Raw genomic sequence first — 26,625 nt, forward strand, 5'->3', positions numbered from 1 at the left:
GAGGTGCGCATGAAAAGCAGGAGCGGGACGCCCGGGCGCGCCGCGTCACGGGACGGCGCCGGCCACCCCCTGTCGTACGCCCAGCAGGGCATGTGGTTCCTGGAGCGGCGCGCCGGCACGACCCGGTACGCCGACCCCATGACGTTCCGCTTCACCGGCGGACTGGACGTGACGGCGCTGCGGGAGAGCATCGAAGAACTCGTCCGCCGCCACGAGGCGCTGCGCACGTGTTTTCCCGTCGTCGACGGCAGGCCCGTCCAGGCAGTGGTTCCGGACCTCCCTGTGCCGCTGCCCCTGACCGACCTCACCGCGCTTCCCGCGGCGGAACGCGAGGACGCCGCCGTCCGGTTCTTGGCCGAGGACCTGCGCTGCGGGTTCGACCTGGCCCACGGGCCCCTGGTGCGGGCGGTGCTGCTCAGGCTGGCACCGCGTGAGCACATCGTGCGGATCACCCTGCACCATCTGGTCTCCGACGCCTGGTCCTGGTGGGCGGTGCTCCTGAGGGAACTGGAACGGCTCTACGCGGCACGGGTGGCCGGGCAGCCCTCCCCCCTGCCGCCCGTGCCCACCCAGTACGCGGACTTCGCGCGCCGGCAGCACGCCTGGCTCACGGGACCGGCCTATCCCGTGCACCTCGCCTACTGGCGACAGGCGCTGGCGGACGTGACCCCCTTGCCGCCGCTCAGTCTGGCCCGTACCGCGCCGTCGGGGGGCCCACGGCCTCCGCGGACGAGGTGGATGACCTTCCCGCAGCCCCTGTACGACCGGCTGCGGGCCACCGCCCGCCGTGAACGCGCCACCGTGTTCATGCTGCTGCTCGCCGCGTTCACCCGGGTGCTGCGCCGGTACGTGGACACGGACGACATCCTCGTCGCCACCCGGGGCGGGTTCCGTACCCGGGCCGAGTTCGAGAAGGCCGTCGGCTTCTTCGTGAACATGTTGCCCGTGCGGACCAGGGTGACGGAGGACGGAGCGTTCCCGGACCTGCTGCGCCAGGTCCGGCGCAACCTGCTCGGTGTGTATGCCCACCGCGACGTGCCCTTCGAGCGGCTCACCGCCGACCTGGGGCTGTGGCGGCCCGGGTTCCGGCCGGTGATCAGCGTGTGCGTCTCCTTCCAGACCACGCCGGAGGTGCCGCCCGTGCTGGAAGGGCTCGACGTGACACTCGTCGACCACGATCCCTTCTCGCCCTACCCCCTGGATTTGGGCTTCTACGAGGACGCAGGCACGCTGCGCGCCCTGCTGACCCATCACCCCGACCAGTACGACGACACCGCCGCCGGACGTCTGCTCGACGACCTGATCCACGTGCTCGACGCCGCCTGCCGCGAACCGGAGGACACATGAGAGCGCTGCAGTGGCACGGCACCCGGCGGGTGGCCGTTGCCGACGACCTGCCCGTGCCCCGGATCGAGGACCCCAGGGACGCCGTCGTCCGTGTCGTTCGCAGTGCGATCTGCGGCACCGACCTCCACCCGTACCGCGGCGAGATCGCCGGCTTCACGCCGGGCACGGTCACCGGCCACGAGTTCACCGGCGTGATCGAGACCGTGGGACCCGAGGTGCACGGCCTGCGGACCGGTGACCGGGTCGTCGCGTCGGACATCATCGCGTGCGGCCGGTGCCGGTCCTGCCACGACGGCTGGCACTACCAGTGCGACCGGGTCGGCCTCTTCGGCTACGACACCGTGGTGGGCGCCCGGGCATACGCCGGAGGGCACGCCGAGTACGTGCGGGTGCCCTTCGCCGACGTGGTCCTGTTCCCGATCCCCGACGACGTCGGTGACGAACCCGCGCTGTTCATCGGCGACGTCCTCGCCACCGGCTACGCGTGCGCCGTGGGCGCCGGGGTGCGGCCGGGGGACACGGTCGCCGTGGTGGGCTGCGGTCCCGTGGGCCTGCTCGCACTGGAGGCCGCCTGGACGCTGGGCGCGGCCCGGGTGCTCGCCGTCGACCCGCTGGAGAGCCGGCGCGGACGGGCCGCCGAACGCGGCGCCCACCCGGTGCCCGGCGGGTCCGACGCCGCCCGGGAGATCACCGACCTGACCGACGGGCGGGGCGCGGACGCCGTACTGGAGGCCGTCGGCACGGACGACGCGCTGCTGACCGCGCTGAACGCGGTCCGGCCCCGCGGGGTGGTGTGCGCCGTGGGTGCCCACGCCTCCGACGCCATGCCCCTGCCGACACGACTCGCGTTCGCCAAGGAGGTCACGCTGCGCTTCGCCGTCGGCGACCCGATCAGCGACCGTGAGCCGCTGATGAACCTGGTGCGGGGCGGCCGGATCGATCCCACCTTCGTCGTCTCGCACCGGATGCCGCTGGCCGAGGCCCCGGAGGCGTTCCGGTTGTTCGACTCCGGGGCGGTCGGCAAGGTGGTGCTGATCCCGTGAGCACCTCCACCACCGTCCCCGGGGTGGCCGGGGGCACGGACCGTTCCCGGGACCGTTGCGCGCACGAGCAGATGGAGCGGCACGCCCGCGACACACCGGACGCCTTCGCCCTGCTCTGCGGCGACCGGCGGCTCAGCTATGCGGAACTCGACCGCCGTGCCGCCCGGCTGGCCTCGCGCCTGCGCCGCCTCGGCGTCGGCCCCGACGTGCCCGTGGGCCTGCACCTGACCCGTTCCGTCGAACTGGCCGTGGCGGTACTCGCCGTGCTCAAGGCAGGCGGGGCGTGCCTGCTCCTGGACCCCACCCATCCGCGCGAGCGGCTGAGGCTCGCCCTGGAGGACAGCAGCGCCCCGGTCGTCCTGGCCCAGCGGCGGCCGGCCTTCGACGCCACGGCGTACCCGGGCACCGTCCTGTGCCTGGACGGTACGGGGGAGGGTGACGAAGCGGACCGGAGCGGCCAGGAGGGCACCACCGTGCCCCATCCCCGGAACCTGGCGTGGATCGCCTACACCTCCGGGTCGACCGGGACGCCCAAGGGCGTCGCGCTCGAACACGGCCCGCTCGCCAACCTGGCCCGGCAGATCGCGCTGCGCCTGGACCTGGGGCCGGGCGACCGCGTCCTGCAGTTCGCCTCCATCGGCTTCTCGGTGGCCGCCGAGGAGATGCTCGCCACCTGGGCCGCCGGAGCCTGTCTGGTGATGGATCCGGACGAGGCGCTCGCGGACAGCGCCCGGCTGACCGCCGCCGTGGAGCGGTACGGCATCACCGTCCTGCAGCTCACTCCCGCGTACTGGTACGAGTGGCTGCGGGAACTCGACGACGACGGCACGCCACGCCCACCCGCCTCGCTGCGGCTGCTCGTCGTGGGCAGCGAGCAGGTCTCCGTCCACCGCGTCGCGGACTGGCTGCCCACGGGGGTGCGCCTGGTGCAGGAGTACGGCGCGACGGAGGCCACCGTCTCCCAGCTCCTGTACGAGGCGCCTTGCGACGCCGAGCAGGTGGGGAACTGGCCCCGGCTGCCCATCGGCACCCCGCTGGCCGGCGTGCGGGTGCGGCTGCTCGACGAGCGTCTGCGCCCGGTCCCGGACGGCCGGACCGGCGAGCTGTACCTCGCCGGTGACTGCCTGGCGCGCGGATACCTGGGACGGCCGGACGCGACCGCGCAGCGCTTCCTGCCCGACCCGTACGCCGACCGGCCGGGCGCCCGGATGTACCGCACCGGCGATCTCGTACGCCGCCGGGACGACGGTGTGCTGGAGTTCCTCGGACGTGCCGACCACCAGATCAAACTGCACGGCGTGCGCATCGAACCCGGCGAGGTGGAGTCGGCGATCGGCACGTACCCGGGCGTCTTCGCGAGCGCCGTGTTCGTGCGCACGACGGCGGCCGGCACGGACCAGCTGTGCGCGTGCGTGGTCTGGGAGGACGGCGGCGACCCGGCGGGCCTGCGCGCCCACCTCGCGGCCGTCCTGCCCCGGACGTCGGTGCCGGCGCGCCTCTTCGCGGTCGCGGACCTCCCGCTCAACCCCAACGGCAAGGTCGACCGCCGCGCCCTGCCGCACCTCCCCCTCGACGAGCGACCGGAGCCGCCGAACGGCGCCGTGCCACACACCGCGCTGGAGGCGGCCGTCGCCGGGGTGTGCGCGATGGCCCTCGGCCTTCCCCTGGTCGGCCCCGACGACGACTTCTTCGCCCTCGGCGGCGATTCCCTCACGGCCACCCGTATCGCGGCCGGTCTGCGGGAGGCGCTTGCCCTGGACGTACGCCAGCGCACGGTGTTCGACGCGCCGACGGCGCGGGCGCTGGCGCGCGTCGCCGCGGACCTGCGTCGCGCGGGCGATGCCGAGGCCACGGCGGACCCGGGCGCGGAGGGCGGCGCGGACACGGAACCGGAGAGCGTGCCCCTCACCTCCTCCCAGCTGCGCATGTGGCTCCAGTACCGGATGGCGCCGACGAGCGCCGCCTACAACGAGCCGGTGGTCCTGCGCCTCGCGGGCGAGCTCGTGCCGTCAGCTCTGGAGCACGCGCTCCAGCGGGTCGTCCGGCGGCACGGGGCGCTGCGCGTCACCATCGAAACGGAGGACGGACACCCCGTGCAGCGCGTGGCCCCGCCCGGCGCCGCCGTACTCCCGCTGCGGATCACCGACCTGTCCGACGCTCCGGGGCAGGAGGCGGGCCGGATCCTCACCGAACGTGCCACCGCGCCCTTCGACCTGGCCCGTGGGCCCCTGGTGCGAGCGGACCTGCTGCGCACCGGCCCGACCGACCACGTCCTGGCGCTGGTGTTCCACCACATCGTCTTCGACGGCTGGTCGATCGATGTCCTCTTCCGGGAACTGCCGGAGCTCTACCGGGAGGCCCTGACCGGAGTGCCGGCGCGGCTGCCGTCCCTGCCGGTCTCCTACGCCGCGTACGCGTCCCGGCAGGCCGCGCCGGACCCGGCCGCGACGGGCTCGCAACTCGACTACTGGAAAGCCGTGCTGGACGGCGCTCCGGCCCGGACGGTCCTGCCGCCCACACGTGACGCGGCAGGACCGCCCTCGGCGGGACTGGCCTGCCCGTTCTCCGTCGGCTCCGGCGTCGCGGCACGCCTGCGGGAGCTGGCCGCGAGTGAGCGCGCCACTCCCTACACGGTGCTGCTCGCCGGCTTCCTGGCGTTCGTCCACCGGGAGAGCGGGGCCCGTGACCTGGTCGTGGGCTCCCTCGTGTCGGGCCGTGGCCGACCGGAGTCCGCGGGGATGATCGGGCTGTTCACCAACACGGTGGCCCTGCGGGTGCGCCTCACCTCGCGCATCACGTTCCGGCAGTTGCTGCGCCGGACCAGGGAGGTGGTGTACGGGGCGCTGGAGCACCAGGACGTCCCCTTCGACCGCGTTGTGCGGGAGCTCCGGCCCGCCCGCGACCGGCAGCGCAGCCCGCTGTTCCAGCTGATGTTCTCCTACGGCGGCCTCTCGGTGGGCGCTCCCGAGCTCCCCGGTCTGGTCGCAAAGCCCGTGCGGGTCGACACCGGCTCGGCGAAGTTCGACGTCACCGTGATGCTCGAGGAGGACGCGGACGGCGGCTTCGCGGGCGTCCTCGAGTACGACCTGGCCCGCTACGACGAGGCGACCGCCGGCCGTCTCACCGCGGCGTTCCCCCCGCTGCTCGCCGCGCTGGCCGAGCAGCCCGAGGCCGAGCTATGAGGAACCGATGAGCCCCTGCCCCGACGACCGGCCCCCTACGGCGACCCATGGAGGAACTGTGACGGACAATGCGGACAACGCGAAGACCCACGTCTCCGCCACCCTGACGGACCGACAGGCAGACCGGCACCTGACGGGTGACGCGGAAGCGGCGGCGGAGGTGGTGCGCGGGATCTGGGCGGAGGTGCTGGAAGCGGACGTGGAGTCGATCGACGTACACCGCGGTGACTTCTTCGAACTCGGCGGATACTCGCTGCTCGCCCTCCAAGCCATAGGCAGGATCCTGACGGAGTACGGGGTGGGCGAAGTGGAGTCGGTGGAATGGGAGGGAGAACTCCTCAACCGTCTCTTCGAGAACGCCACTCCCATGGGCCAGGCCGAGTTTCTGGCGGAGAAGGGCTACGGCAGGCCGAACGGGACCCGCTGACCGGCGGCACGGCACTCGGCCGGGGCGTCCGGCGCCCCGGCCGAGTGTCCTTCACCGCCACCGGCAGAGGGCGCGGACGGCGCCGCCGCCGGCCGTCACGCGGGCGAGTGCGGGGTGCGGGGGAGGGGGCCGGTTCCGGCTCCACGACAGACCGTACGGGGCACCCTCGCCGAGTCGGCGCTCCCGACCGCCTCAGTGGCTGTGCGGTCGGAGCCAGTTCGGTCGGTGCAGAGCGGGGCCGCTCCGGTCCGGAGCACCGTCCCCCGTCCGGGAGCCGCCCTCGCCGTCCATGCGGCCGGCCAGTTCGTCGCGCTCGGCGGTGGCCCGCCGGGCGGTCTCCCTCTCCCGGCGGCGCTTCTTGCCGCGGTGGCGCGCCAGCACCGTCCCGGCGAGCAGCATCCACATGCCCAGGCCGAAGATCAGGGTCAGGGCGATGCCGCCGAGGAAGGCCCCGAGTGTGCTGACAGTGAACGGCTGGCTCCCCAGCAGCGTCACCGTGTAGTCCGGACCGCCGGACAGGTTGTACGCGATCAGTAGTCCCGCGAAAGCGGCGGCGCCCGCCATGAGCAGGAGTCCCAGCACCAGCATGGTTCTCACCTCGTCGCATGAGGGGTGGGCTCCCGCACCGGGTTACCAGGAGGAAAACGGCAAAACGCCCGGGTCGCTCACCGGTGTGGCGAGCCCGGCGTCGGCCGTCGGTGGCGGGGCCGGCGTGCCGCCACCGCCACCGGACCCGCCGGCGCCCGGTTCTGCCAGGGCGCCGGCGGGGCGGTGCTGAAGGGCGGTCCTGCGGGTGTCAGGCGCCGATGTCGTAGAGGACGAACTCCTCCCAGGAGCCGGTGGGCTCGGCGGAGCGGGCGCGCAGCGCGTACTGGAGCGAGCCGGTGTAGCCGTTCTCCATGGTGACGAACAGGCCGTTCAGCGTGGACTGGAGGGCCCAGCGGTCCAGGGTCTCGTTGTAGTACACGATGAACCGCTCCCAGCCGCCGACGCTGGTGGAGCGGGCCCGCAGCACGTTCTGCGCGCTGCCGGTGTAGTTCTTCTCCACCGCCACGTAGCGGTCGTTCGCCAGGGACTTCAGGGCGTAGGTCTGGGTGGCCTCGTCCCACTCGAAGGAGAAGCCCTCCCAGGAGCCGCCGAACTCGGCCGAACGGGCGCGCAGCACGCCGGTGTTCGGGGCCGCGTAGTTCGCCTCGGTGGCCACGAACCGGCCGTTGCGGACGGACTGCATCGCCAGCAGCTCGGGCTCCGCGGCCGCGTCCGCGGCGAGTTCACCGGCGAGCGGGGCCTTCCGGGCGGCCGTCTCCTCGGTGATCCGCGCCAGACCGACGGCGTCCACCGCCTCCCAGCCGGCGGGCGCGGCGACCGGCCGGTCGGCTCCCGGGGCCGCCCCGGCCGCGGGAGCCACCAGTGCGGAGGTCGCCAGCACGGCGCTCAGGGACAGCAGGACGGAGGTCATGCGTCTCACAGTATTTCCTCAGCTTTCGTCAGAACGGATACCGGGGCGGCGGGCAAAAGGCCCACGACGGATTCACGGCCGCCGGCTCGGGGCTTTCGCGGCAGGGACGGAAACGGCCACTGCACACGAAATGAATTCAGCCCACGGCGACGAGATCCCCCGAATTTCTCCGCACCCCCCGAAACTGCTTCGGCGCCCCTCCCCGGGCTCCTGGGCAGCCGCTGCGCCGACTCGGCGAAGCGATCACAGCATAGTGACGCCGACGTGCTTCTCGGAACGAATCTGTCGGTTGTCCGACGAAGACCGTACGGAACAGACGTTAATTCTGAATCACGCAGGACCTCGTTAATGCAGGGGCAAGGCGCCGTTTTCCGACCGGTCACTCACCGCCCGAATCGGCCGGAGGGGAGCGGGTGAACCGCCACCGAAGCGACACCGAGGCGCCACCGACGCCGGCCCCGCACCGCTGCGAGGTGCACGACCGGTTCGTAGCATGAGGTCATGACCGGCCCCGTCCCCGACGTGATGCGGGCGGCGTACATCGACTCCGTCGGTCCGCCGGACCACATCCGTCACGGAGAGCTTCCCGTGCCGCCCACAGGGCCGACGGACGTGCTCGTGCGCGTCGAGTCCGTGGCGGTGAACCCCGTGGACACCTTCGTGCGCTCCGGCGCGTACGCCACACCGCTCCCGTTCCCCTTCGTCGTCGGCCGGGACCTGGTGGGCGAGGTCGCCCTGGCGGGACCCGGCGCCGGGGGTTTCGCCCCCGGGCAGCGGGTGTGGTGCAACAGCCTGGGGCACGAGGGACGGCAGGGAGCCTGCGCCCAGTACGCGACGGTCGCCGCCGAACGGCTCTACGCGGCGCCGTCCGACCTCGCCGGGGAGGACCTCGTGGCCGCGGCGCACCCCGCGGCGTCGGCCCATCTCGCCCTGTTCCGGCACGGCCGACTGAGGGCGGGGGAGACCGTCTACGTCGGGGGCGGCGCCGGGAACGTGGGGAGCGCCGCCGTGGCGCTGGCGGCCCGCGCCGGGGCCCGTGTGATCGCCACCGCCCGCGCCGAGGACGCCGAGGCGGTGCTGGGCCTCGGTGCCGCCGAGGTCCTCGACCACCGGGCGCCCGACCTGGGCGAAAAGGTGCGCCGAGCCGCTCCCGACGGGTACGACGTGCACCTGGACACGTCCGGGCACGGGGTGCTCGCCGACGCCGTGGACGTGCTGGCCCGGGGCGGGCGCCTGGTCGCGATGGTCGGACTGGGCGGGGACGCCGCCGCGCTGCCGCTGGGCCGGCTCTACACCAAGGACGCCGCCATCGTGGGCTTCGCCATCAGCAACGCCACCACGGCGGACCTCGCCGACGCGGCGCAGGGCGTCGTGGGCCTCCTGCGGGACACGCCGTGGCGTCCGCGCATCAGCGGTCGGCTGCCGTTGTCGATGACGGCGGAGGCCCACCGCAGGCTGGAGGCGGGCGAGGTCCGGGGCCGTCTGCTCCTCACCCCCGCCTGATCGCTCCGCGGGCGGCGTTCCCGGTCCGTCAGCGGTGCCCGTCGAGCCGCTCGTAGGGGCTGTCCGGGGCCGCTGTGCCGACGTTCGACGGGCTGGTCCCGGAACGGGGACCCCGGCGACCGGGCCGCGCGCGGAGCAGATCCGCGGCGGACGGCGGGATCGACGTCCTCGAACGGGGGACCCGGAGCTTCGCCGGGGCCTCGCACGGCGGCCGGCGGTCCGTGGCCGAGTGGTGGAACCCCGGCACCGGGTCCACGCTGGTGCACAGCCTAAGGAGCGCGCATGAAGAGCAACGGGCACGGCCGGGAACCGGACGTCCTCGTGGTCGGGGGCGGTCTCGCCGGGCTGGCCTGCGCCTTCGACCTCAGCCGCGCGAACCTGCACGTGACGGTCCTCGAGGCCTCCGACGAGGTCGGCGGACGGATGCGCACGGACCGCCGGGACGGCTTCCTCCTGGACCGCGGCTTCCAGGTCTTCAACACCGCCTATCCGCAGGTACGGCGCCGCCTACCGCTGCGCAGACTCGGACTGCGGCCCTTCACCCCGGGGGTGCTGGCCCACACGCCCTCCGGCGTCGTCCGCCTCACCGACCCGACCCGCCGCCCGCGCGAGGCCGGCGGGCTGCTGCCGGGCCGGGCCCTGGGGGCCCGGGACCTGGCCGCCCTGACCGGCCTCACCGCCAGGGACGTGGTGGCCCCGGCCGCCCTGCTGAAGCGCGGCCGCGACCGCACCACCGCCGAGGCCCTGGCGCGCAGCGGGCTGTCCCGCGCGGCGGTGGACCACCTGCTGCGCCCCTTCCTGGCCGGGGTGTTCCTGGAGCCGGAACTGGAGACGTCGGCCCGCTTCTTCCACCTCGTGTGGCGCAGCACGGCCCGCGGCACGCTCTGCCTGCCGGCCCGCGGCATCGGCAGCGTGCCGCGGCTGCTGGCCGCCCGGCTCCCCGAGGGCACCGTGCGACGGGAGGCTCCCGTGCGGAGCCTCACCGACCGGGGCGTGGTCCTCCAGGACGGCACCGAGCTCCGGGCCGGCGCCGTGGTCGTGGCCACCGACGCGGCGACGGCGGCCCGGCTGCTGCCGGGACTCGACGTACCGCCCGGCCGGACCGTCACCACCTACTACCACGCCACCGACCGCTCACCGCTGGCCGAGCCGATCCTCGTGGTCGACAGCACGCTGGCCGTCCTGAACACCTGCGTGCCGAGCGAGGTCAGCCCCACCTACGCGCCGCCGGGCACCGCCCTGGTGTCCACGTCGGTCCTGGGCGCGGACGCACCGGGCCGGGAGGACGGCGTCCGGCGGCGGCTGGCACAGCTGTACGAGACGGACACGGCCGACTGGCGGTCGGTCGCCACGTACACCGTCGAGGGCGCGCTCCCCGTCATGCGTCCCCCGTGGCCGTTGAGCCGTACCACACGCTGGTCCGAGGGCCGCTACGTCTGCGGCGACCACCGCGCCACCGGCTCGGTCCAGGGCGCCCTGGCCTCCGGCAGCCGGGCGGCGCGGGACGTCCTGGCGGACCTGTGGGCGCGACCGCATCCGACGGACGCGCTCCACCCGAACACCGGCAGGGACGGCGTACCGCCGTGACCCGCCCTGTGTCCCTGCGACGACCGGCGAGCCACTCGCCGGACACGACCGGCGAGCCCTCCTCGTCCGGGTCGACCGACGTACGAAGGAGCACGACATGGCGAAGAACCGCGACAAGGGCGACCACCTGAAGAAGGGCGACAAGGTCAGCTGGAGCACCCACGGCACCACGACCGAGGGCGAGGTCGAGAAGAAGATCACCAAGCGGACCGAGGCCGCGGGCCGCACGGTGGACGCGTCCCCCGACGACCCGCAGTACGAGGTCCGCAGTGACAAGTCCGGGAAGTCCGCGGTGCACAAGCCGTCCTCGCTGAAGAAGAAGTGAGGCGGCCGTGGACGACGAGGAGCAGAAGGAGACCTGGGACGGCTTCCAGGAGCTGGTGAACATGAAGCCGGCCGACCTGGAGAAGTGGCTGGAGTCCGACCGGTCCAAGGACGTGGGACAGCAGCAGGACGGGGGAGAGTCCACCGGTCACGCGTCCGGCCGCCGGATCGTGGAGATCCAGCGGACGAAGAAGGGCGACCTCACGGACGACGACTACCGCCACATGCGCAAGGTCGTCGGCTACATCCGTCGGCACCTGGCCCAGCGGCCCTCCGGCGACGTCCAGGACACCAAGTGGCGGTACTCGCTCATGAACTGGGGCCACGACCCACTGGCGTGACGGCGGGCCCCTGTGCGCCTCGCCTCCCCCTTCGAGACCCCGCACAGCACCGACCCGCACAGCCGAACCCGCACAACCAACCCCGCACAGCACCGGCGCATCGACGGAAGGAACCGGCGGCACATGGACGAACAGGACGCGCACCGGCGCCCGGAAGGTCTCGACGACGACACGGTGGCGGCCCTCGGATCACTGTCCAAGGCCCTGGAGACGACCGAGCGTGCCCGCGGGCACCTGTTCTCCTTCCACCAGCTCACCGGCACGGCGGACCTCGAACTGGACCGCGCGGTGGAACTGCTGCGCAAGGCGGGCCACCCGGAGTGGGCGGAGCGGGTCGAGCGGGAGATCCTGGGGCGCAACGTCATCCCGGGCCACTGGACGTTCCAGATCGTCGAGGCCTACGACCGGACGTACTACCAGGCGTTCAAGGACCTGGAGCGCGAGGCGGTGGAGCGGCTCGCGGACGGCCGCGACCACCTGTTCGAGGCGGAGATGAAGGAGGCCCGCCGGACCCGGGGCCACCCGGACCACACGGCTCGCCCCGACAGTCTCGGCACCCGGCGGCCGAACGCCCCCTTCACCTGACGGCGACGGGCTCCGGGCCCCGGCGGTGGACGCGCGGCCGCACGCGGCGGGCCTTCTATACGCTGATCACGTGTCGACAGCGAACCAGCGTGGAGAGCACGCGCACGAACGGGGGACCCGGACCGGGCCCGATGCGGGTGACCTCCAGGAGCTCGCCGCGCGGATGCGGCGGATGAACGGCGAGATCAACCGCCTCGTGCACGGTTTCGCCGGCACCCACGGCCTGCACGCCACCGACGTGCAGGCGCTTGCGGCGATCCTGGACGCCGAGGAGCCCATGACGCCGGGCCGGCTGCGCGAGCACCTCGGCCTCACCTCGGGAGCGGTGACGGCCTGCGTGGACCGGCTGGAGCGCGCGGGGCACGTGCGCCGGGTCCGGGAGGCCGCCGACCGCCGCGTGGTCCACCTGCACTACGTGCCCGAGGCGCGCGCGGCGGCCCGGAGCTACTTCCGTCCGCTGGCCGGCGCGGCCGCCGCCGCCTGCACCCGCTTCGACGAGGGGGAGCTGGCGGTCGTGCTCCGTTTCATGGCGGCGATGAACGAGGAGCTGGGGCTCGTCCGGACGGACGAGCGCTGATTCCCGTACGCGTGGTGCATCCGGGGGAGGGGCGCGGGCAGTAGTAGGCGTGTCACGAGGACCCCAAGTAATTCAATCATTGAGATTGTTTATGATCGAGTCACTTGATCGAGCTGCTCGATCGAGTCGCTCTTCCGCGCCCCTGAGCTCCAGGAGACCTGAACACCGATGTCCATCCCCTCCCGACGCGCCCGCTGGCTCGTCCCCGTCGTCCTGCTCCTGGCCTGGCTCGGCATCGGAGGTGCGCTCGGACCGTACGCGGGGAAGCTCGGCGAGGTCGCCACCAACGACCAGGCCGCCTTCCTGCCCCGCAGCGCCGAGTCCACCCGGGTGATCGAAGAGCAGGAGGCCTTCCAGCAGGACGAGACCCTGCCCGTGATCGTGGTGTGGACCGCGGACGGCGGCGGCGACGTCACCGCCCACCGGGCCGAAGCCACCCGGTCGGTGGCCGGCCTGGAGGGGGAGCCCGGCGTCGCCGGCCCCGTGACACCCGCCCTGCCGTCCGAGGACGGCGAGGCACTCCAGGCCGTCGTCCAGGTCGAGCCCGACCTCGGCGACCGCCTGCCCGACGTGCTGGAGCGCATCGGCGCGGCCGCCGACCGGGTACCGGACACCCGGGCGCAGCTGGCCGGCCCGGCGGCCTCCCAGGCCGACCTCTCCGACGCCTTCTCGGGCATCGACGGACTGCTGCTCGGCGTCGCGCTGATCACGGTGCTGGTGATCCTGCTGCTCGTCTACCGCAGTGTCCTGCTGCCCCTGGTCATCATCCTGGGCGCCGTCTTCGCGCTGGGGCTGGCCTGCGCCATCGTCTACGCGCTCGCCGACCGGGGCGTCGTACGCGTCGACGGGCAGGTCCAGGGCATCCTCTCCATCCTGGTCATCGGCGCCGCCACCGACTACGCGCTGCTGGTCACCGCCCGCTTCCGCGAGGAACTGGCCCGGCACCCGGACCGCTTCAGCGCGGTGCGAGCCGCCCTGCGCGCCTCCTGGGGGGCCGTCGTCGCCAGCGCGGGGACCGTCGCCCTGGGTCTGCTGGCGCTGCTGCTCAGCGACCTGACCAACAACCGTGCGCTCGGGCCCGTCGGCGCCATCGGCATCGTCTGCGCCGTGCTGAGCACCCTCACCTTCCTCCCCGCCGTCCTGGTGCTGCTCGGCCGGGCCGCCTACTGGCCGGCCAAGCCCGTCCGGGCCGGTGACCCGAAGGCCGGGCACCGCCTGTGGCACCGCATCGCCGCCCTGGTCGACCGGGCACCCCGACGGGTGTGGGCCGTCTCCCTGGCCGCCCTGATCGCCTGCGCCGCCTTCGCGCCGGGCCTCTCGTCCAAGGGCGTCCCGCTGGACGAGATCTTCGTCAACGACACGCCCTCCGTCGCCGCCCAGCAGACCCTGGCCCGGCACTTCCCGGGCGGTTCCGGCAACCCCGCCGTCGTCATCGCGGACGCCGACCGGCTCGATCCCGTCCTCGCGGCGGCCCGCGACACCCGCGGCGTCGCCTCCGCGGACGCGGTGACCGCCTCCGGCCGGCCCGGCGGAGGCGACCCCAAGGTGGTCGACGGGCGGGTGCGGATCGACGCCACGCTCCAGGCACCGGCGGACAGCGACGCCGCCAAGGACACGGTGGCCCGGCTCAGGTCCGCCGTCCACGACGTGCCCGGGGCCGACGCCCTGGTCGGCGGCTACACCGCCCAGCAGTACGACACCCAGCGCACCGCCGCACACGACCGCACGCTCATCGTGCCCGTGGTCCTCGCCATCATCCTGGTCATCCTGATCGCCCTGCTGCGCTCCCTGCTGATGCCGGTGCTGCTGGTGGCCACGGTGGCGCTGAACTTCCTCGCCACCCTGGGCGTCTCGGCACTCGTCTTCACCCATGTGTTCGGCTTCAGCGGCACCGACGCCTCCGTGCCCCTGTACGGCTTCGTGTTCCTGGTCGCCCTCGGCGTGGACTACAACATCTTCCTGATGTCCCGGGTGCGCCAGGAGTCGCTCCAGCACGGCGTGCGGGAGGGCATCCTGCGGGGCCTGACCGCCACCGGGGGAGTGATCACCTCGGCCGGTGTCGTCCTCGCCGCCACCTTCGCCGCGCTCGGGGTGATCCCGCTGGCGTTCCTCGTGCAGATCGCCTTCATCGTGGCCTTCGGCGTCCTGCTGGACACGCTGGTGGTGCGTTCGCTGCTGGTCCCGGCGCTCGCCCGGGACATCGGCGCCGTCGCCTGGTGGCCCGGCCGCCTCTCCCGGGAGGAGCCGGGCGGACGGCCCGGAACGCCGGCCGACCGCCCCGCCGACGGCGGCTGACCCGGACTCAGCCGCGTCGGGCGTCCGCCCCGGCCGGTGCGAGGGGGCGCACCGTGCCGAGGCAGCGTCGTACGGCGATCTCGATGACGACCCGCTCCGGGTTCGCCCGGGGCTGCCGGTAGCGGTCCGCGTACCGGGCCTCCGCGTCGCGGACCGACTCGGCGTCGTCCCGCACGGTGGCGACGCCCTCCAGCGTGGACCAGCGCCTGCCGTCCACCTGGCCCACGGCGACGACGGGACGCCCCGCCCGCTCGACGTTGCGGACCTTCGTGGTGCCCCGGCTCGTGATGACCCGCGCGGTACGGGTGGCGTGGTCGTACGTCACCCCGACCGGGACCAGGTGCGGGCTCCCGTCGGCACGCGGCGTCGACAGGAAGCACACCCGGCGCTCCTGCCAGAACTCCACGAACTCCGCGTCCGCCTCGTGCCGTTCCTCGGTGTCCATCGCGTCTCCTCACGTGGGGCGCCGCGGCGCCCGGAGCTGGTGTCGCCGGGGCCGGCCCCGACCAGTGTGCGCGACCGGGGCGGCCCCGGCGGCGCGCCCCCCGGCGGCCGGGGTGACCGGCCCGCGCAAGGGCCGGGTGAGCCACCGGCACATCTGACGGGAAAGGGCGGAAGGATCCGGCCGATGCGTGACGGGGGGCCGCCCGGAGGGAAGCCGTGTCCCGACATCCACGCACGCCGACGGGACGGAGTACAGGCGATGGCCAGCACGACAGGGGAGACCCGGGCGGCCGCGACGGCGCCGAACAGCATCAGGCTGCCCGGCATCGTCCTCGGGGTCGGACTCGGGGGCTTCGTCGACGGCATCCTGCTCCACCAGCTCCTCCAGTGGCACCACATGCTCACCAGCACCAACCACGACCGCATCGGAGTGAAGTACTACAACCCGCACACCGTCTCCGGGCTGGAGATGAACACCGTGTGGGACGGCGTCTTCCACACGGTGTGCTGGCTCTCGGTCCTGCTGGGACTGGCCCTCCTGTACTCCCGGGTCACCCACCACCGGCGGGCGGTCTGGGCCTCCCGGGTCCTGTGGGGCTGGATCCTCGTCGGATGGGGCCTTTTCAACCTGGTCGAGGGCGTGCTGGACCACCACGTCCTGGGCATCCACCACGTCCACGGCGGCCCCCACCAGGCATGGTGGGACGCCGGGTTCCTGGTCCTCGGCGCCCTGCTCGTGGCCGGCGGCCATCTGCTCCAGCGCGGCGGACGGCCCTTCGACCCCGAGGTTCCGCACCGCACGGAGGGCCGCGCCTGATGGACGACTCGCCCTTCGACTCACCCCTCGGCTCGCCCCTCGCCCCGCACCGGGACGCGCACCCCGCCTCGCACGACGGCGCCCACCCCGCGCACCCCGCGCACCCCGCGCACCACGACGACCCGGGCGGTGCGGGCGGCCTCCTGGAGGCGGCGCCGACCGTGTTCGTCCTCACCCTGCTCCTGATCGCGGCCGCCGGGTACCTGCTGGCCGTCCGCCGGGCCCGGCGCCGCAACCCCGCCCGGGGCTGGAGCGCCTGGCGGACGGCGTCGTTCCTCGGCGGGCTGGCGGTGGTGGCCGTCGCCCTGCTGCCCCCGCTGGGGCCGGCCGCACACACCGACTTCCGCGGGCACATGGCCCAGCACATGCTCATCGGCATGTACGCCCCGCCGGCCCTGGTGCTCGCCGCCCCGGTCACCCTGGCGCTCCGCGCCCTCTCACCGGCCGGTGCCCGCCGGATCACCGCACTGCTGCACAGCCGCCCCGCACGCCTGGTCGCCCACCCCGCCGTGGCGCTCGCGCTGAGCACCGGCACCCTCGGCCTGCTGTACTTCACCCCGCTGTACGACGCGGCGATGGGCCACCCCGCGGGGCACTGGCTGATGAACGCCCACTTCCTGGCCTCCGGTTGCCTCTTCGCGCACGCCGTCGCCGGCCCCGACCCGGCCCCCGGCCGACCCGGCGTACCGGCCCGACTGGTGTACCTGGGCGTCGCGATCGCCGCCCACGCCCTCATCGCCCAGGCGATGTACGGCGGGTTCTTCGTCCACGTCCACGCACCTGTCGACCAGGTGCGGCAGGCCGCGGAGATCATGTACTACGCGGGCGACCTCGCCGAACTCCTGCTGGCAGCGGCACTGGTGGCCACCTGGCGGCCCGAGCGCGGGCGCCGCCGCGAGCGACCGGTCCCCGGATCGGTGCTCGGCGGTCCCGGCTCAGGCGGCGTCGCGGTCGGCCGACCGGTTTCCGGCCGGCCTGTGGCCGGTCGATCGGTGTCCGGCTGAACGGTGCGTGGCGGCCCGCTGCCCGGCCGACCCGGAGCGCCGGGCCGCCGGGCCGCCGGCCCCGCCCCCGGGGAGCAGTCGCAGATGGCGGCGCCGGGCGTGCCGGGCGGTCGAGTCCGGACCGCCGAAGAGCCGGTCCTCCAGGCAGGTCATGGTGTACAGCAGCAGCCCCAGGCCGGGCAGCAGCAGGACGGCGACGACAACCACGCCGGGGCCCCCTCCGGTGGACGACTCCTCCCGGCTGCCCGGCCCGGCGCCGGTGATGGCCGGTCGCGAGTGAAGATGCCGCAACCGTCAGGCAAACGCACTGAACACCCGCAAAAACGGCAAAGCGGAAGTCATCTGACCGACCGGGACGAATATGGTCAGGCGTCATGCTCGCGCCGTCCCTGGGTAGGCGGGGCCGACGGCAGACACGTCATCCCCGAGGAACGGAGCACCTGAGTCGATGTCGCACACCTCACCGTCCACCGGCACGACCGAGAACGCGCAGTCGGCGGCCTCGTGGTCGCACTGGTTCGGCGACCACACGGCGGCACTGATCGGGATACCCCTGCGCATCGCGCTCATCGTCGTCATCCTGCTGGTGGTGCGGGCCCTGGCCAAGCGGGCCATCACCCGGGTCGTCCAGCGGGTGCTGGAACCCCCGGCGGGCGAACCCGAACGCAGCCGCCCCCGGCGCTCCGGCCGCGGCGCCGCCGTACTGCACCGCGACCGGTCCCGGGCGCGGCAGCGGCGCGAACAACGGGCCCGCACCATCGGATCGGTGCTCAGCAGTGCCGTGACCATCGTGCTGTTCATGGTCGGCGTGGCCATGGTGCTCGACCAGGTGGGCATCGCGCTCGGCCCGCTCCTGGCCAGCGCCGGTGTGGTCGGTCTGGCGATCGGCTTCGGCGCGCAGAGCCTGGTCGCCGACTACCTGTCCGGCCTGCTCATCATGATCGAGGACCAGTACGGCGTCGGTGACTCGGTCGACCTCGGCGAGGCCGTCGGGGAGGTCGAACAGGTGGGCCTGCGTCTGACCCACGTGCGCGACCTCAACGGAGGGCTGTGGCACATCCGCAACGGCGAGATCATGCGGGTCCGCAACGACAGCCAGGAGTGGGCGCGCGCGGTGCTGGACGTCGCGGTGACCTACGACGCCGACCTGGACACGGTCTACCGCGTGCTGGAGGAGACCGGCCGCACCCTGAGCGAGGACCCCGACTTCGCCGACCTCCTGCTCGAGGACGTCTCGGTGTGGGGCGTGCAGGCGCTGGACGCCGACGGGGTCACGGTGCGCGTCGCGGTCCGGACCGTGCCGCTCCAGCAGTGGGCCGTCACCCGTGAACTGCGGCGCCGCGTCAAGGACGCCCTCGACGCGGCCGGCATCGACATCCCCTTCGCACGCGCGGTGTGGATGCGCGGTGACGCGGCGGAGGCCGACGCCTAGGCCGGCGAGTGGAGGTGGGCGGGTGCACCGGCCCGGGGTCCGGGTTTGCCGGAACGGCAAAGTTCTTTGTCGTCCGGGCCCGGCCGGGGGCAGCCTGCACGCAGGGCGCGCGGGCCGCCGCGTGTCCGCCGAGCACCGTTCCGTCCGTCTCCGGGAGGCACCATGACCGACACGTCCGCGCAGGCTTCCGCCACCGAGTTCTGGGAGGCCCGCTACCGTGACACCGACCGCGTCTGGAGCGGCCGCCCCAACGACCTGCTGGTCCGTGAGGCGAGCGGCCTCACCCCCGGCACCGCGCTGGACCTCGGCTGCGGCGAGGGCGCGGACGCCGTGTGGCTGGCCGCACGCGGCTGGCGGGTCACCGGTGTGGACATCTCCGGCACCGCGTTGGAGCGCGCCGCCGGCCACGCCGCCGACGCCGGGGTGGGCGACCGGGTCGCCTGGGAACGACACGAACTGGGCCGGTCCTTCCCCGACGGGTCCTTCGACCTGGTGAGCGCCCACTACCTGCAGTCCCCGGTGCCGCTCGACCAGCGGACAGTTCTGCGCCACGCCGCACGGGCCGTGGCCGACGGCGGCACCCTGCTGCTGGTCCTGCACGCGGGCTGGCCCTCCTGGCAGACCGAACCGCCCTTCGACGCGGTCTTCCCCACCCTGGACGGCGTCCTCGCCGAACTCGCCCTGCCGGACGGCGCGTGGACCGTCGAGACCCGGGAGACCGTCCGCCGGCCGAGCGTCTCCCCCGACGGCGTCGAGGGCTACCGCGAAGACCACGTCTGGCGTCTGCGGAGGGTGTGAGCCCGCCGCCCCGTCCTCCCCGCGCAGCGCTGTCCGCGGCCGGTTCCCGCAGGCCGCCCCGGGTACCCAGGCCGCGGGCGCGACCGGCACCGGCGCGCCCGGACCGGAACCGGGGAGCGAGGGAGCGGCCATGGGTGAGCAGAGTCGGCCGGACGAAGGGCGGGCGGCGCGCCTGCGCCGTACCGCCGCCGAGGTGTACGGCTGGGACAGCCTCCTGCCCGAGCAACTGGAGGCCATGGAGGCGGTGCTGGGAGGCCGGGACGCCCTGGTCGTCATGCCGACCGGCTCCGGCAAGTCGGCGGTCTACCAGGTCCCCGGCGTCCTGCTGCCCGGACCGGTGGTGGTCGTCTCCCCGCTGCTCGCCCTCCAGCGGGACCAGATCGCCGGGCTGCCCGAGGGGGCCCGCGCCCCGGGTGCCGTGGCGGTGAACTCCGACCTCACCGCGGCCCGGACCGAGGCCGCCTGGGACGCGGTGCGGCGGGGCGAGGCCCGGTTCCTGTACCTGTCGCCGGAGCAACTGGCCAAGGACGAGGTGCTGGAACGGCTGGCCGACGCCCGGCCCGCCCTCTTCGTGGTGGACGAGGCCCAGTGCGTCGCCTCCTGGGGCCACGACTTCCGCCCCGACTACCTCCGCCTCGGTCAGGCCGCCCGGCGCGTGGGCCGGCCCCCGGTGCTCGCCCTCACCGCGACGGCGGCCCCGCCCGTGCGCCGGGAGATCACCGAACGGCTCGGCATGGACCGGCCCCGGGTGACGGTGACGAGCTTCGACCGCCCGAACATCCGGCTGGAGGTCCGACGCTTCCGCGACGAGGACGACCGGCGCCGCGCGCTCGTCGAACGGGCCGCCGCCGAACCGAAACCCGGCATCGTCTACGCGGCCACCCGCAAGGACACCGAGTACTTCGCCGAGGAGCTGTCCGCCCTCGGACTGACCGCCGAGGCCTACCACGCGGGACTGCGCGCGGCCGAACGCACCCGTGTCCACGACGCGTTCCTCGCCGGGGAAGCCGACGTGGTCGTGGCCACCTCGGCGTTCGGGATGGGCATCGACAAGGAGGACGTACGGTTCGTGCTGCACGCCTCGCTGCCGGGTTCGCCGGACGCGTACTACCAGGAGATCGGCCGCTGCGGCCGGGACGGCGATCCGGCACTGGCCGTACTCCACTACCGGCCCGAGGACACCGGCATGCAGACGTACTTCGCCGGCCGCACCCCCGGCCGCGGCGTGCTGTCCGAGGTCGCCGACGCCGTCCACGACCACGGACCCGACCCGGCGGACCTGGACGAACTGCGCCGGGACACCGGGATGTCCCGCAACCGTGTCACCGCCGCCGTGAACCTGCTGGAGGAGTCCGGTGCCGTGGCCACCGGCGACGACGGCGGGGTCCGGCCGGACCCCGGTACGCCGCCCGAAGCGGCGGCCGACCTGGCCGAGGACGCGGCCGACGCCCATCGCCGGACCGACCGGACCCGGGTCGCGATGGCCCGCGCGTACGCCGAGACCACCGGATGCAGACGCCGGTTCCTGCTCGGCTACTTCGGTGAGCAGTACGAGCCTCCGTGCGGCGCCTGCGACGTCTGCGAGGCGCGGGAGAACGAGGCACGGGAGAACGGGGCTCAGGAGAACCGGTCCCAGGAGAGCGGGTCCCAGGAGGCCGAGGCGCCGAAGACGTCCGCCGGCGCCTTTCCGGTGGGTACGCAGGTGCGGCACGCCGAGTGGGGCGAGGGGACGGTGCTGAGCGAGGACGGGGACCGCATCACCGTCCTGTTCGACCGGGCCGGCTATCGCACGCTGTCCCTGGAGGCCCTGGCAGGCCGCGAGGACCTCCTCACCGCCGCACCGGAGGAGGACGGGGGCGGGGGCTGACCCCACCGCCTCCTTGATGTCCGTTTTGTTGAAGAAGTTATCTTCTGAGAATTTTGAGAAGAGAGGCATGCTTTGTGACTCACCGGACACCTGTGGTGTGAAGGCCCTTCGGCTACCAGAGGGAGATGGAGACATGACCTCCAAGGACAAGGTGCTCGAGGAACTGACCCGCACCGAGAACATCGACATCGAAGCGGCACTCGACCCCGCCGAGCCCGACGGAGTCTTCCGTGACAGCCGCGAGTGCGCCGCGCTCGCCCTCCAGTCCGGAGGAACCAGCCTGCTGCTCTCGCCGCCGACCCCGCGCCCGAAGAAGGGCTGACGGATCGACGGGAGTGACAACATGGAGCAGTCGAGCACATCAGCCCTCATAGAGGGCACGGTGCTGGACCTCGCTTCCGACGTGGTCTCCGCTCTTCGGAGCGGAGACCACGTGCGAGCGGGGGGCACCTCGGCGTCAGGCGGCGCGGGTGGCGGCGTGGCGCGTGCGGCGATGCGCGTGCTGGGTGCCGACACACTGCTGCCCACCGCCCTGCTGCGCGTTCCGCCCGACCCGGGGCAACTGGCCGTGTTCAAGGACGCCGTGGCGGCCCATCCGCCGCGCGACGACGCGGCCCCCGCCGTGGTGTGGAGCCACTGGGCCATGGCCCGAGCCCTGCGCCGGATCGAACAGCCCCTGGACGACCCCCTCGCCGGCGATCCCGGCGCGGAGCCCGACGCCCGCTGGCTCGACGGCGCGAGCTGGCAGGTCCTGACCCATCAGCTCGCCGTCCTCGCCCCGCTCGCGCTGCCCGGTGAGGAGTGCGCGGTGACCCGGGCGGCCCGCGAGCGGCCGGTGGACGTCGCCCGCGGCTTCGTCCGGGCGGTCCGACGCCGCGACTGGCGGCAGGCGGCCGGAGCCGGCCGCTGGCTCTCCCTCCTGGACGGGGTGCCCGACACCCTCGGCCTGGAGACCGGACTTGACTTCGTACGGCTGATGGGCGGCGGCGACCCCCGGGTGGCCCTTCAGCTCGAGGCGGCTCGGCTGATGCCCGCCGGAGTGCTCCTGTGAGCGTCCGGCGGGTGGAGGAGGATGCCCTGGAGTGGGTCAGCGCGCACCGCGACGGGTTCGTGCTCGGCGAGGACGCGCTGGCCGCCGACGGACAGGTCAACCGCACCTGGAAGCCGCTGGGCGAACTGGCCCAGGTCTGCGCCTCGGTGTCCGCGTGCACCGTGCCGTCGGACCCGGTCCACGCCCGCGCCTCGGACCTGCTGGAGTTCGCCTGGCAGCAGACCCGCCGCGGCGAACTGTTCCCGCTGATGCAGTCGCTGGAGCCGTTCGCCACCTACCCGCTGGAGGTGTACGCGGCCTTCGCCTCGGCGGGTCACCGGCACGCCGGTTACGAGGCGTCCGCCGCCGTGGTGGCCCGGACCCGCGGCTGGCGGCTGACCGAGCAGTACCCCACCCGGCGACTGGGGGTCGTCGAGGCGGAGCGGCGCAGCGGCCTGCGCCCGCACGGCGCGGTGCCGCAGGCCCTGGGCCGCACCTGGCTGGGCGGCCTGCCGGAACCGTGGACCTTCGAACGCGCGAGCGGTTACGCGCTGACCCACGTCGTCTTCCACCTCACCGAGTGGGGCCGCACCCCCCAGGGGATGCCACCGGACCTCGCGGACTACCTGCTGCACTGGCTGCCCCCCTGGCTCGACACCTGCCTGGAGGCCCGGATGTGGGACCTGAGCTGCGAGCTGCTGGCCGTGACGGCGAGCCTGCCGCGGCCACCCGGGCCGGCGGTGCTGGAGGACGCCTGGCAGCGCGTCGCCGAGGCGCAGCACGCGTCCGGCGCGCTCCCCGAGGAGGGCGCGACGCAGGACGCCGCGGCGGCCGGGTCCGGGGCCGGCCACGAGGACCCCTACGCCTTCACCGACTGCTACCACTCCACCCTGATGGCCGTGTTCGCGGCCGCCCTCACCACCGCACGGCTCAGGGACGTGGACCACGCCGGACAAGGAGTGCCGGGATGACGGACACCCGCCTGATCCACCGCGTCGGAGCCGACGCCCTGGAGTGGCTCTGGGCCCACCGCGACGGCTTCCGGCTGGAGCCGGACGTGGACCCCGAGATCGGCTTCCTGGAACGCTTCAAGCCGATCGGTGAACTCGCCCTCATCTGCAAGGTGCTCTTCCGTGAGGGCGTCGCCGGGTCCCGGCAGGCGCAACTGGCCCGGCAACTGCTCGACCACGTCTGGCGGGACACCCTGGACGGCGGCCGCATGCTGGTGCGCGGGCAGCGCATCGAGCCCTTCTCGCCCGTCCCCTTCGAGGTGTACCTGCCGTTCAAGGAACTGGGGTACAGCCAGCCCGACGTGGAGCGGGCGGCGGTGCTCAACCACCGGCTGGACAGCTGGGCACGGTTCCCGGTGACGGCGACCCGGCGCCTGGGCCTGTCCGCCTTCCAGCGCCGCTTCGGCCTGGCGGCCCGGCCGCCCGAGGCCGAACTGGTGGGCACCACGTGGCTGGCCGGCACCCCCGAACCGTGGACCGTCGAGGGCCACACCGCCTACGACATCACCCACACCGTCTTCCACCTCACCGACTGGGGCGAGCACCCCGAGGGCCTGTCCGGCCCGGTCGCCGACTACCTCGCGACCTGGCTCCCGGTGTGGATCGACGACTGGCTGGACCTGGAGCGCTGGGACCTGCTCGGAGAACTCCTCGTCGTCGACGCCTGCCTGCCCCGGCCCACCCTCGACGAGCCCGCCTGGCAGGGTTTCGCCGCGGCCCAGCAGCCCGACGGCGCCATGCCCGCCGTACGGACGATGCCCGAGGGCGACCGCGACAGCGTGTTCGACATGATCTACCACCCGACGCTGGTCGCCGCCTTCGCCTCGGTGCTGGCCACCTCCCGCGCCCTGTCCGAGCTGGCGCACACCGCCTCATGACGAGCCGTGCCGCACCCTGGCCCGGCGACCCCGCCGACGAGGACCTACCAGCAGCGTCCGTGCGTCGCCCGGACCCCCCGGGACCCGGCGACGAACGGGCGCTGCGCGAGCGCCTGGCCGAGGCCGTGGACGCCGCCGACGCACCCGACGTCGTCTTCGCCGTCTCCCGGCACGGCCGGCGCACCCTGCACAGCGGGGGCACCGCCCCGCCGCCCGCCGTCCCGCGCGAGGACCTGCGCTACGAGATCGGCTCGGCCTCCAAGACGTTCACCGGACTGCTGCTGGCCCGGCTGATCAGAAGCGGCGTGCTCACCGGGGGCGAAGCGGCGGCCGTCTGCCTCGACGCGACCCGGCCGCCCGGCCCGGACCCGGTCACGCTCGCCCACCTCGTCACCCACACCTCGGGACTGCCCGCGCTGCCCCCCGGCTTCGTCCGCCGCGCCCTGCCCGCCTGGCGCACCAACCCCTACGCCCGCTACCCGGCCGAGCGGTTGACCGACGCGTTCCTATACCACCGCCCGAGGCACCGCCCCGGCACCCGCTGGCACTACTCCAACTACGGCGTCTCCGTCCTCGGCCACGCAGTCGCCGCGGCCACCGGTACGGCGTGGGAGGACCTGCTCACCGCGCACGTCCTGCGCCCGCTCGGCCTGAGCGGCACGGCCCTGCACGCCGAGGGCCCCGGGACCGACGCCACCGGGCACCGCAAGGACGGCCGCACGCCCGTGCCCGCGCTGGACGCCGGCGGCTTCCAGGCGGCCGGGGCCGTCCGCTCCACCCCGCACGACCTGCTCGCCTTCCTGGAGGCCCACCTCGACCCGGCGGGCTCACCGTCGGCGGACGCGCTGCGCGCCGTACGGGTGCCGGTGCTCCGGCGCGGGCTCGGGCACCGGCACGTGCACACCGTGGCCTGGTTCCGGCACCCCGCCGACGGCGGGCCGATGTACTTCCACAGCGGAGCCACCCTGGGCCAGCAGGCGTTCCTGGGCTTCCGGCCCGGCACCGGCACGGCCCTCGCCGCGCTGTGCAGCCGGCGGTTCCGCGCCCGCGACCCGTTCATCGCCACCGCGTACGCGTTCCTCATGGACGGGTGACGGGGCCACCGGAACAGGCGGGCGCGGGGCCGCCGTGTCCAGCAGCGACCCCGCGCCGACCGCCGCCCGGCGGTTCACCGTCGGTCAGACACGCTGCCACAGGGCCGGCGTGCTCTCGGGCGACCAGACGCCCTGCGCCTGGTGGTTCTGCAGGCAGCGGTACCGCACGCCCGAGTGGGACACCGTGGCCCCGGTCTCGTAGACCCGGCCCGCGGCCCACGCGTCGGCCGCCGCGTTGTCCTGCGGCGCGGGCGTCCCCGCCTCGGCGGAGGTGGTCCTCAGGGTCAGGCCGAAGTCGCTGAGCAGCGGGTTGATCGGCTGGTAGAAGGTGGTCCCGCCGTTCGTGCAGTCACCGGAGCCGCCGGACGTGGTGCCCTGCGCCTGGGCGCCCGCGACGAACGGGCCGCCCGAGTCGCCGGGTTCCGCGCACACCGTCGTCTCGGTCAGCCCGTCGACGGTGCCCTCCGCGTAGTTGACGCTCGTGTCGTGCTGCTGGACCGTGCCGCAGTGCCACCCGGTGGTGGAACCCGAACGGCACACCGACGCCCCCACCAGCGCCTCCACCGACCCGGCGACCTGCACCTTCTGGCCGTCCTGCGCCTTGACGTCCGGAGTGGCCGTCCAGTCCGCGTTGACGCCCACCCAGGCCATGTCCTTGCCCGGGAACGTCGACGCCTGGAAGGTGCCCTGGGCCGCCTCGTTGAAGCCGGTGGTCGTCGCGCCCGGCTTGCCGCAGTGCCCCGCCGTGGCGAAGCCCTGCTGCTGGTCCTTGGTCACGGAGAACCCGATGGAGCAGCGGGCCTGTCCGTCGATGTAGTAGGCGTCGCCGCCGACGAGGTCCTCCAGCACCCGGGGCCGGTCGGCCGAGACCCGGACACCGATGTCCTGCCTCCCGACTCCGGCGGCCTCGGCGAAGGCCGCCGCGGCCCGCTCGCTGGTGGCCTGGACCGTGACCCGGTTGGCCTTCACGTCGACGTACCAGACCGGCGTCTCGGGGGACTGCGAACCGGCCGCGGCGGCGTCGTCCAGTCGCTGCTTGACCGTCCGCAGCTCACCGAGCCCCCTGGCGACGACGGCGGCCTTGGCGCCCTGCGCCTCGATGGCGGCGGTGTCGGCGGCGTCGGTGGTGGCGACCGTCAGCTCGGCGGAGGTCGCGCCGCTCACCCAGGCGCCGGCGAAGCGGTCGCCCAGCGTGTTGCGCAGCATGCCCGCGCGGGTGCCCGCCTCGGCCTCGTTGACCAGCCGGGCCGACGCCTGGCCCGGCGTCAGCTCCAGGTCCCGCTCCATCGCGTGCAGCACCTGCGCCGACGGCCGGTCGGCGCCGAGGATCAGGGAGGCGGAGGGCCGCGGCCCCGGGGCAGGTGGCGGCGCGGCCGAGGCGACCGAGGGAAGTGCGGTCAGGACCAGGGTGCCGAGCGCGGTCAGGGCTGCGCGGCGGCTGCGCGCGGCATGTCCGGCGACCATGCGATGTGCCTCCTTCAGGGGCTGTGCGAGACAGCGGGATCGTGGGGGACCGTCGGTCGGGGTGTGACTGCGGCGGCGTCTCAGTCCTTGCCGCGCGGACGCGCCGGGATGTCGGAC

The 26,625-nt window shown here is 74.0% G+C and carries 26 protein-coding genes; 21 read left to right on the top strand and 5 right to left on the bottom strand.

The genetic code is table 11. The features are described from left to right. Positions 1 to 9: 9 nt before the first annotated feature. The 4 genes from AC07FV_RS06975 to AC07FV_RS06990 are packed head-to-tail and all read left to right on the top strand — an operon-like array spanning position 10 to position 5,999. Positions 10 to 1,347, top strand: a complete 1,338-nt coding sequence (locus tag AC07FV_RS06975; RefSeq protein WP_479085253.1) for a condensation domain-containing protein — start codon at positions 10 to 12, stop codon at positions 1,345 to 1,347. Next, positions 1,344 to 2,390, top strand: a complete 1,047-nt coding sequence (locus AC07FV_RS06980) for an alcohol dehydrogenase family protein (protein WP_479085254.1) — start codon at positions 1,344 to 1,346, stop codon at positions 2,388 to 2,390. The genes AC07FV_RS06975 and AC07FV_RS06980 overlap by 4 nt, the downstream gene beginning before the upstream one ends. Next, positions 2,387 to 5,572: an amino acid adenylation domain-containing protein gene (locus AC07FV_RS06985; RefSeq protein ID WP_479085256.1), complete on the top strand. Its 3,186-nt coding sequence runs from the start codon at positions 2,387 to 2,389 to the stop codon at positions 5,570 to 5,572. The genes AC07FV_RS06980 and AC07FV_RS06985 overlap by 4 nt, the downstream gene beginning before the upstream one ends. A 58-nt stretch (positions 5,573 to 5,630) precedes the next feature. Further along, complete coding sequence (locus AC07FV_RS06990) at positions 5,631 to 5,999, top strand: acyl carrier protein (protein WP_479085257.1); 369 nt, start codon at positions 5,631 to 5,633, stop codon at positions 5,997 to 5,999. Positions 6,000 to 6,191: 192 nt separating this feature from the next. On the opposite strand, the gene AC07FV_RS06995 is transcribed toward AC07FV_RS06990, so the two are convergent. Together AC07FV_RS06995 and AC07FV_RS07000 are read right to left on the bottom strand one after the other, a co-directional pair. Then, entirely contained in the window at positions 6,192 to 6,587 is a 396-nt protein-coding gene (locus AC07FV_RS06995) for a hypothetical protein (protein ID WP_479085259.1), read from the bottom strand. Between the two features lie 208 nt (positions 6,588 to 6,795). Next, a complete protein-coding gene (locus AC07FV_RS07000) occupies positions 6,796 to 7,458 on the bottom strand; it encodes a fascin domain-containing protein (protein ID WP_479085261.1) in 663 nt (220 codons plus the stop codon). A 501-nt stretch (positions 7,459 to 7,959) separates the two neighbouring features. Between AC07FV_RS07000 and AC07FV_RS07005 the strand changes: the two genes are divergently transcribed. From AC07FV_RS07005 to AC07FV_RS07035, 7 genes are all read left to right on the top strand, one after another. Further along, positions 7,960 to 8,961: an NADPH:quinone reductase gene (locus AC07FV_RS07005; protein WP_479085263.1), complete on the top strand. Its 1,002-nt coding sequence runs from the start codon at positions 7,960 to 7,962 to the stop codon at positions 8,959 to 8,961. Between the two features lie 282 nt (positions 8,962 to 9,243). Continuing rightward, the gene (locus tag AC07FV_RS07010) at positions 9,244 to 10,548 is read left to right on the top strand and encodes an NAD(P)/FAD-dependent oxidoreductase (RefSeq protein ID WP_479085265.1); all 1,305 of its coding nucleotides are present in this window, start codon (positions 9,244 to 9,246) and stop codon (positions 10,546 to 10,548) included. A 97-nt stretch (positions 10,549 to 10,645) separates the two neighbouring features. Next, a complete protein-coding gene (locus tag AC07FV_RS07015; protein ID WP_479085266.1) occupies positions 10,646 to 10,873 on the top strand; it encodes a hypervirulence associated TUDOR domain-containing protein in 228 nt (75 codons plus the stop codon). A 7-nt stretch (positions 10,874 to 10,880) separates the two neighbouring features. Then, positions 10,881 to 11,213, top strand: a complete 333-nt coding sequence (locus tag AC07FV_RS07020; RefSeq protein ID WP_479085267.1) for a DUF3140 domain-containing protein — start codon at positions 10,881 to 10,883, stop codon at positions 11,211 to 11,213. A 123-nt stretch (positions 11,214 to 11,336) separates the two neighbouring features. Continuing rightward, entirely contained in the window at positions 11,337 to 11,798 is a 462-nt protein-coding gene (locus AC07FV_RS07025; RefSeq protein WP_479085269.1) for a hypothetical protein, read from the top strand. Between the two features lie 70 nt (positions 11,799 to 11,868). Beyond that, positions 11,869 to 12,375, top strand: a complete 507-nt coding sequence (locus AC07FV_RS07030; RefSeq protein WP_479085271.1) for a MarR family winged helix-turn-helix transcriptional regulator — start codon at positions 11,869 to 11,871, stop codon at positions 12,373 to 12,375. Between the two features lie 168 nt (positions 12,376 to 12,543). After that, the gene (locus tag AC07FV_RS07035; RefSeq protein WP_479085273.1) at positions 12,544 to 14,670 is read left to right on the top strand and encodes an MMPL family transporter; all 2,127 of its coding nucleotides are present in this window, start codon (positions 12,544 to 12,546) and stop codon (positions 14,668 to 14,670) included. A gap of 7 nt (positions 14,671 to 14,677) precedes the next feature. Here the strand turns inward: AC07FV_RS07035 and AC07FV_RS07040 are convergent, their stop codons facing one another. Beyond that, entirely contained in the window at positions 14,678 to 15,115 is a 438-nt protein-coding gene (locus tag AC07FV_RS07040; protein WP_479085275.1) for a pyridoxamine 5'-phosphate oxidase family protein, read from the bottom strand. A 258-nt stretch (positions 15,116 to 15,373) separates the two neighbouring features. Here AC07FV_RS07040 and AC07FV_RS07045 point away from each other — a divergent pair, with 258 nt between their 5' ends. Both AC07FV_RS07045 and AC07FV_RS07050 read left to right on the top strand, forming a co-directional pair. Further along, entirely contained in the window at positions 15,374 to 15,931 is a 558-nt protein-coding gene (locus tag AC07FV_RS07045; protein WP_479085276.1) for a DUF2243 domain-containing protein, read from the top strand. Further along, positions 15,931 to 16,935 (top strand): cytochrome c oxidase assembly protein, encoded by a 1,005-nt coding sequence (locus AC07FV_RS07050; protein ID WP_479085277.1) that lies wholly within the window; start codon positions 15,931 to 15,933, stop codon positions 16,933 to 16,935. The genes AC07FV_RS07045 and AC07FV_RS07050 overlap by 1 nt, the downstream gene beginning before the upstream one ends. Here AC07FV_RS07050 and AC07FV_RS07055 read toward each other — a convergent pair. Continuing rightward, positions 16,867 to 17,142 (bottom strand): hypothetical protein, encoded by a 276-nt coding sequence (locus tag AC07FV_RS07055; RefSeq protein WP_479085279.1) that lies wholly within the window; start codon positions 17,140 to 17,142, stop codon positions 16,867 to 16,869. The genes AC07FV_RS07050 and AC07FV_RS07055 overlap by 69 nt on opposite strands. A gap of 241 nt (positions 17,143 to 17,383) precedes the next feature. On the opposite strand from AC07FV_RS07055, the gene AC07FV_RS07060 reads away from it, so the two are divergent. The 8 genes from AC07FV_RS07060 to AC07FV_RS07095 all read left to right on the top strand — a co-directional run bounded on the left by AC07FV_RS07060 (position 17,384) and on the right by AC07FV_RS07095 (position 25,044). Then, a complete protein-coding gene (locus AC07FV_RS07060; RefSeq protein WP_479085280.1) occupies positions 17,384 to 18,367 on the top strand; it encodes a mechanosensitive ion channel family protein in 984 nt (327 codons plus the stop codon). 162 nt (positions 18,368 to 18,529) lie between these two features. Beyond that, complete coding sequence (locus AC07FV_RS07065; RefSeq protein WP_479085282.1) at positions 18,530 to 19,165, top strand: class I SAM-dependent methyltransferase; 636 nt, start codon at positions 18,530 to 18,532, stop codon at positions 19,163 to 19,165. Positions 19,166 to 19,295: 130 nt separating this feature from the next. After that, complete coding sequence (locus tag AC07FV_RS07070) at positions 19,296 to 21,032, top strand: RecQ family ATP-dependent DNA helicase (RefSeq protein ID WP_479085283.1); 1,737 nt, start codon at positions 19,296 to 19,298, stop codon at positions 21,030 to 21,032. 133 nt (positions 21,033 to 21,165) lie between these two features. Next, the gene (locus tag AC07FV_RS07075; protein WP_383638070.1) at positions 21,166 to 21,354 is read left to right on the top strand and encodes a hypothetical protein; all 189 of its coding nucleotides are present in this window, start codon (positions 21,166 to 21,168) and stop codon (positions 21,352 to 21,354) included. Between the two features lie 21 nt (positions 21,355 to 21,375). Next, complete coding sequence (locus tag AC07FV_RS07080) at positions 21,376 to 22,083, top strand: hypothetical protein (RefSeq protein WP_479085284.1); 708 nt, start codon at positions 21,376 to 21,378, stop codon at positions 22,081 to 22,083. After that, entirely contained in the window at positions 22,080 to 23,033 is a 954-nt protein-coding gene (locus AC07FV_RS07085) for a DUF6895 family protein (protein WP_479085285.1), read from the top strand. The genes AC07FV_RS07080 and AC07FV_RS07085 overlap by 4 nt, the downstream gene beginning before the upstream one ends. Continuing rightward, positions 23,030 to 23,950 carry a DUF6895 family protein gene (locus AC07FV_RS07090; protein WP_479085286.1) on the top strand — a complete coding sequence of 307 codons (921 nt, stop codon included), beginning with the start codon at positions 23,030 to 23,032 and terminating at the stop codon, positions 23,948 to 23,950. The genes AC07FV_RS07085 and AC07FV_RS07090 overlap by 4 nt, the downstream gene beginning before the upstream one ends. Then, a complete protein-coding gene (locus AC07FV_RS07095; RefSeq protein ID WP_479085288.1) occupies positions 23,947 to 25,044 on the top strand; it encodes a serine hydrolase domain-containing protein in 1,098 nt (365 codons plus the stop codon). Before AC07FV_RS07090 ends, AC07FV_RS07095 begins: the two co-directional genes overlap by 4 nt. An 84-nt stretch (positions 25,045 to 25,128) precedes the next feature. Here AC07FV_RS07095 and AC07FV_RS07100 read toward each other — a convergent pair whose 3' ends face one another. Next, the gene (locus AC07FV_RS07100) at positions 25,129 to 26,508 is read right to left on the bottom strand and encodes a trypsin-like serine protease (RefSeq protein WP_479085290.1); all 1,380 of its coding nucleotides are present in this window, start codon (positions 26,506 to 26,508) and stop codon (positions 25,129 to 25,131) included. Between the last annotated feature and the right edge of the window lie 117 nt (positions 26,509 to 26,625).

The sequence above is a fragment of the Streptomyces sp. NPDC045956 genome, from assembly GCF_056430705.1.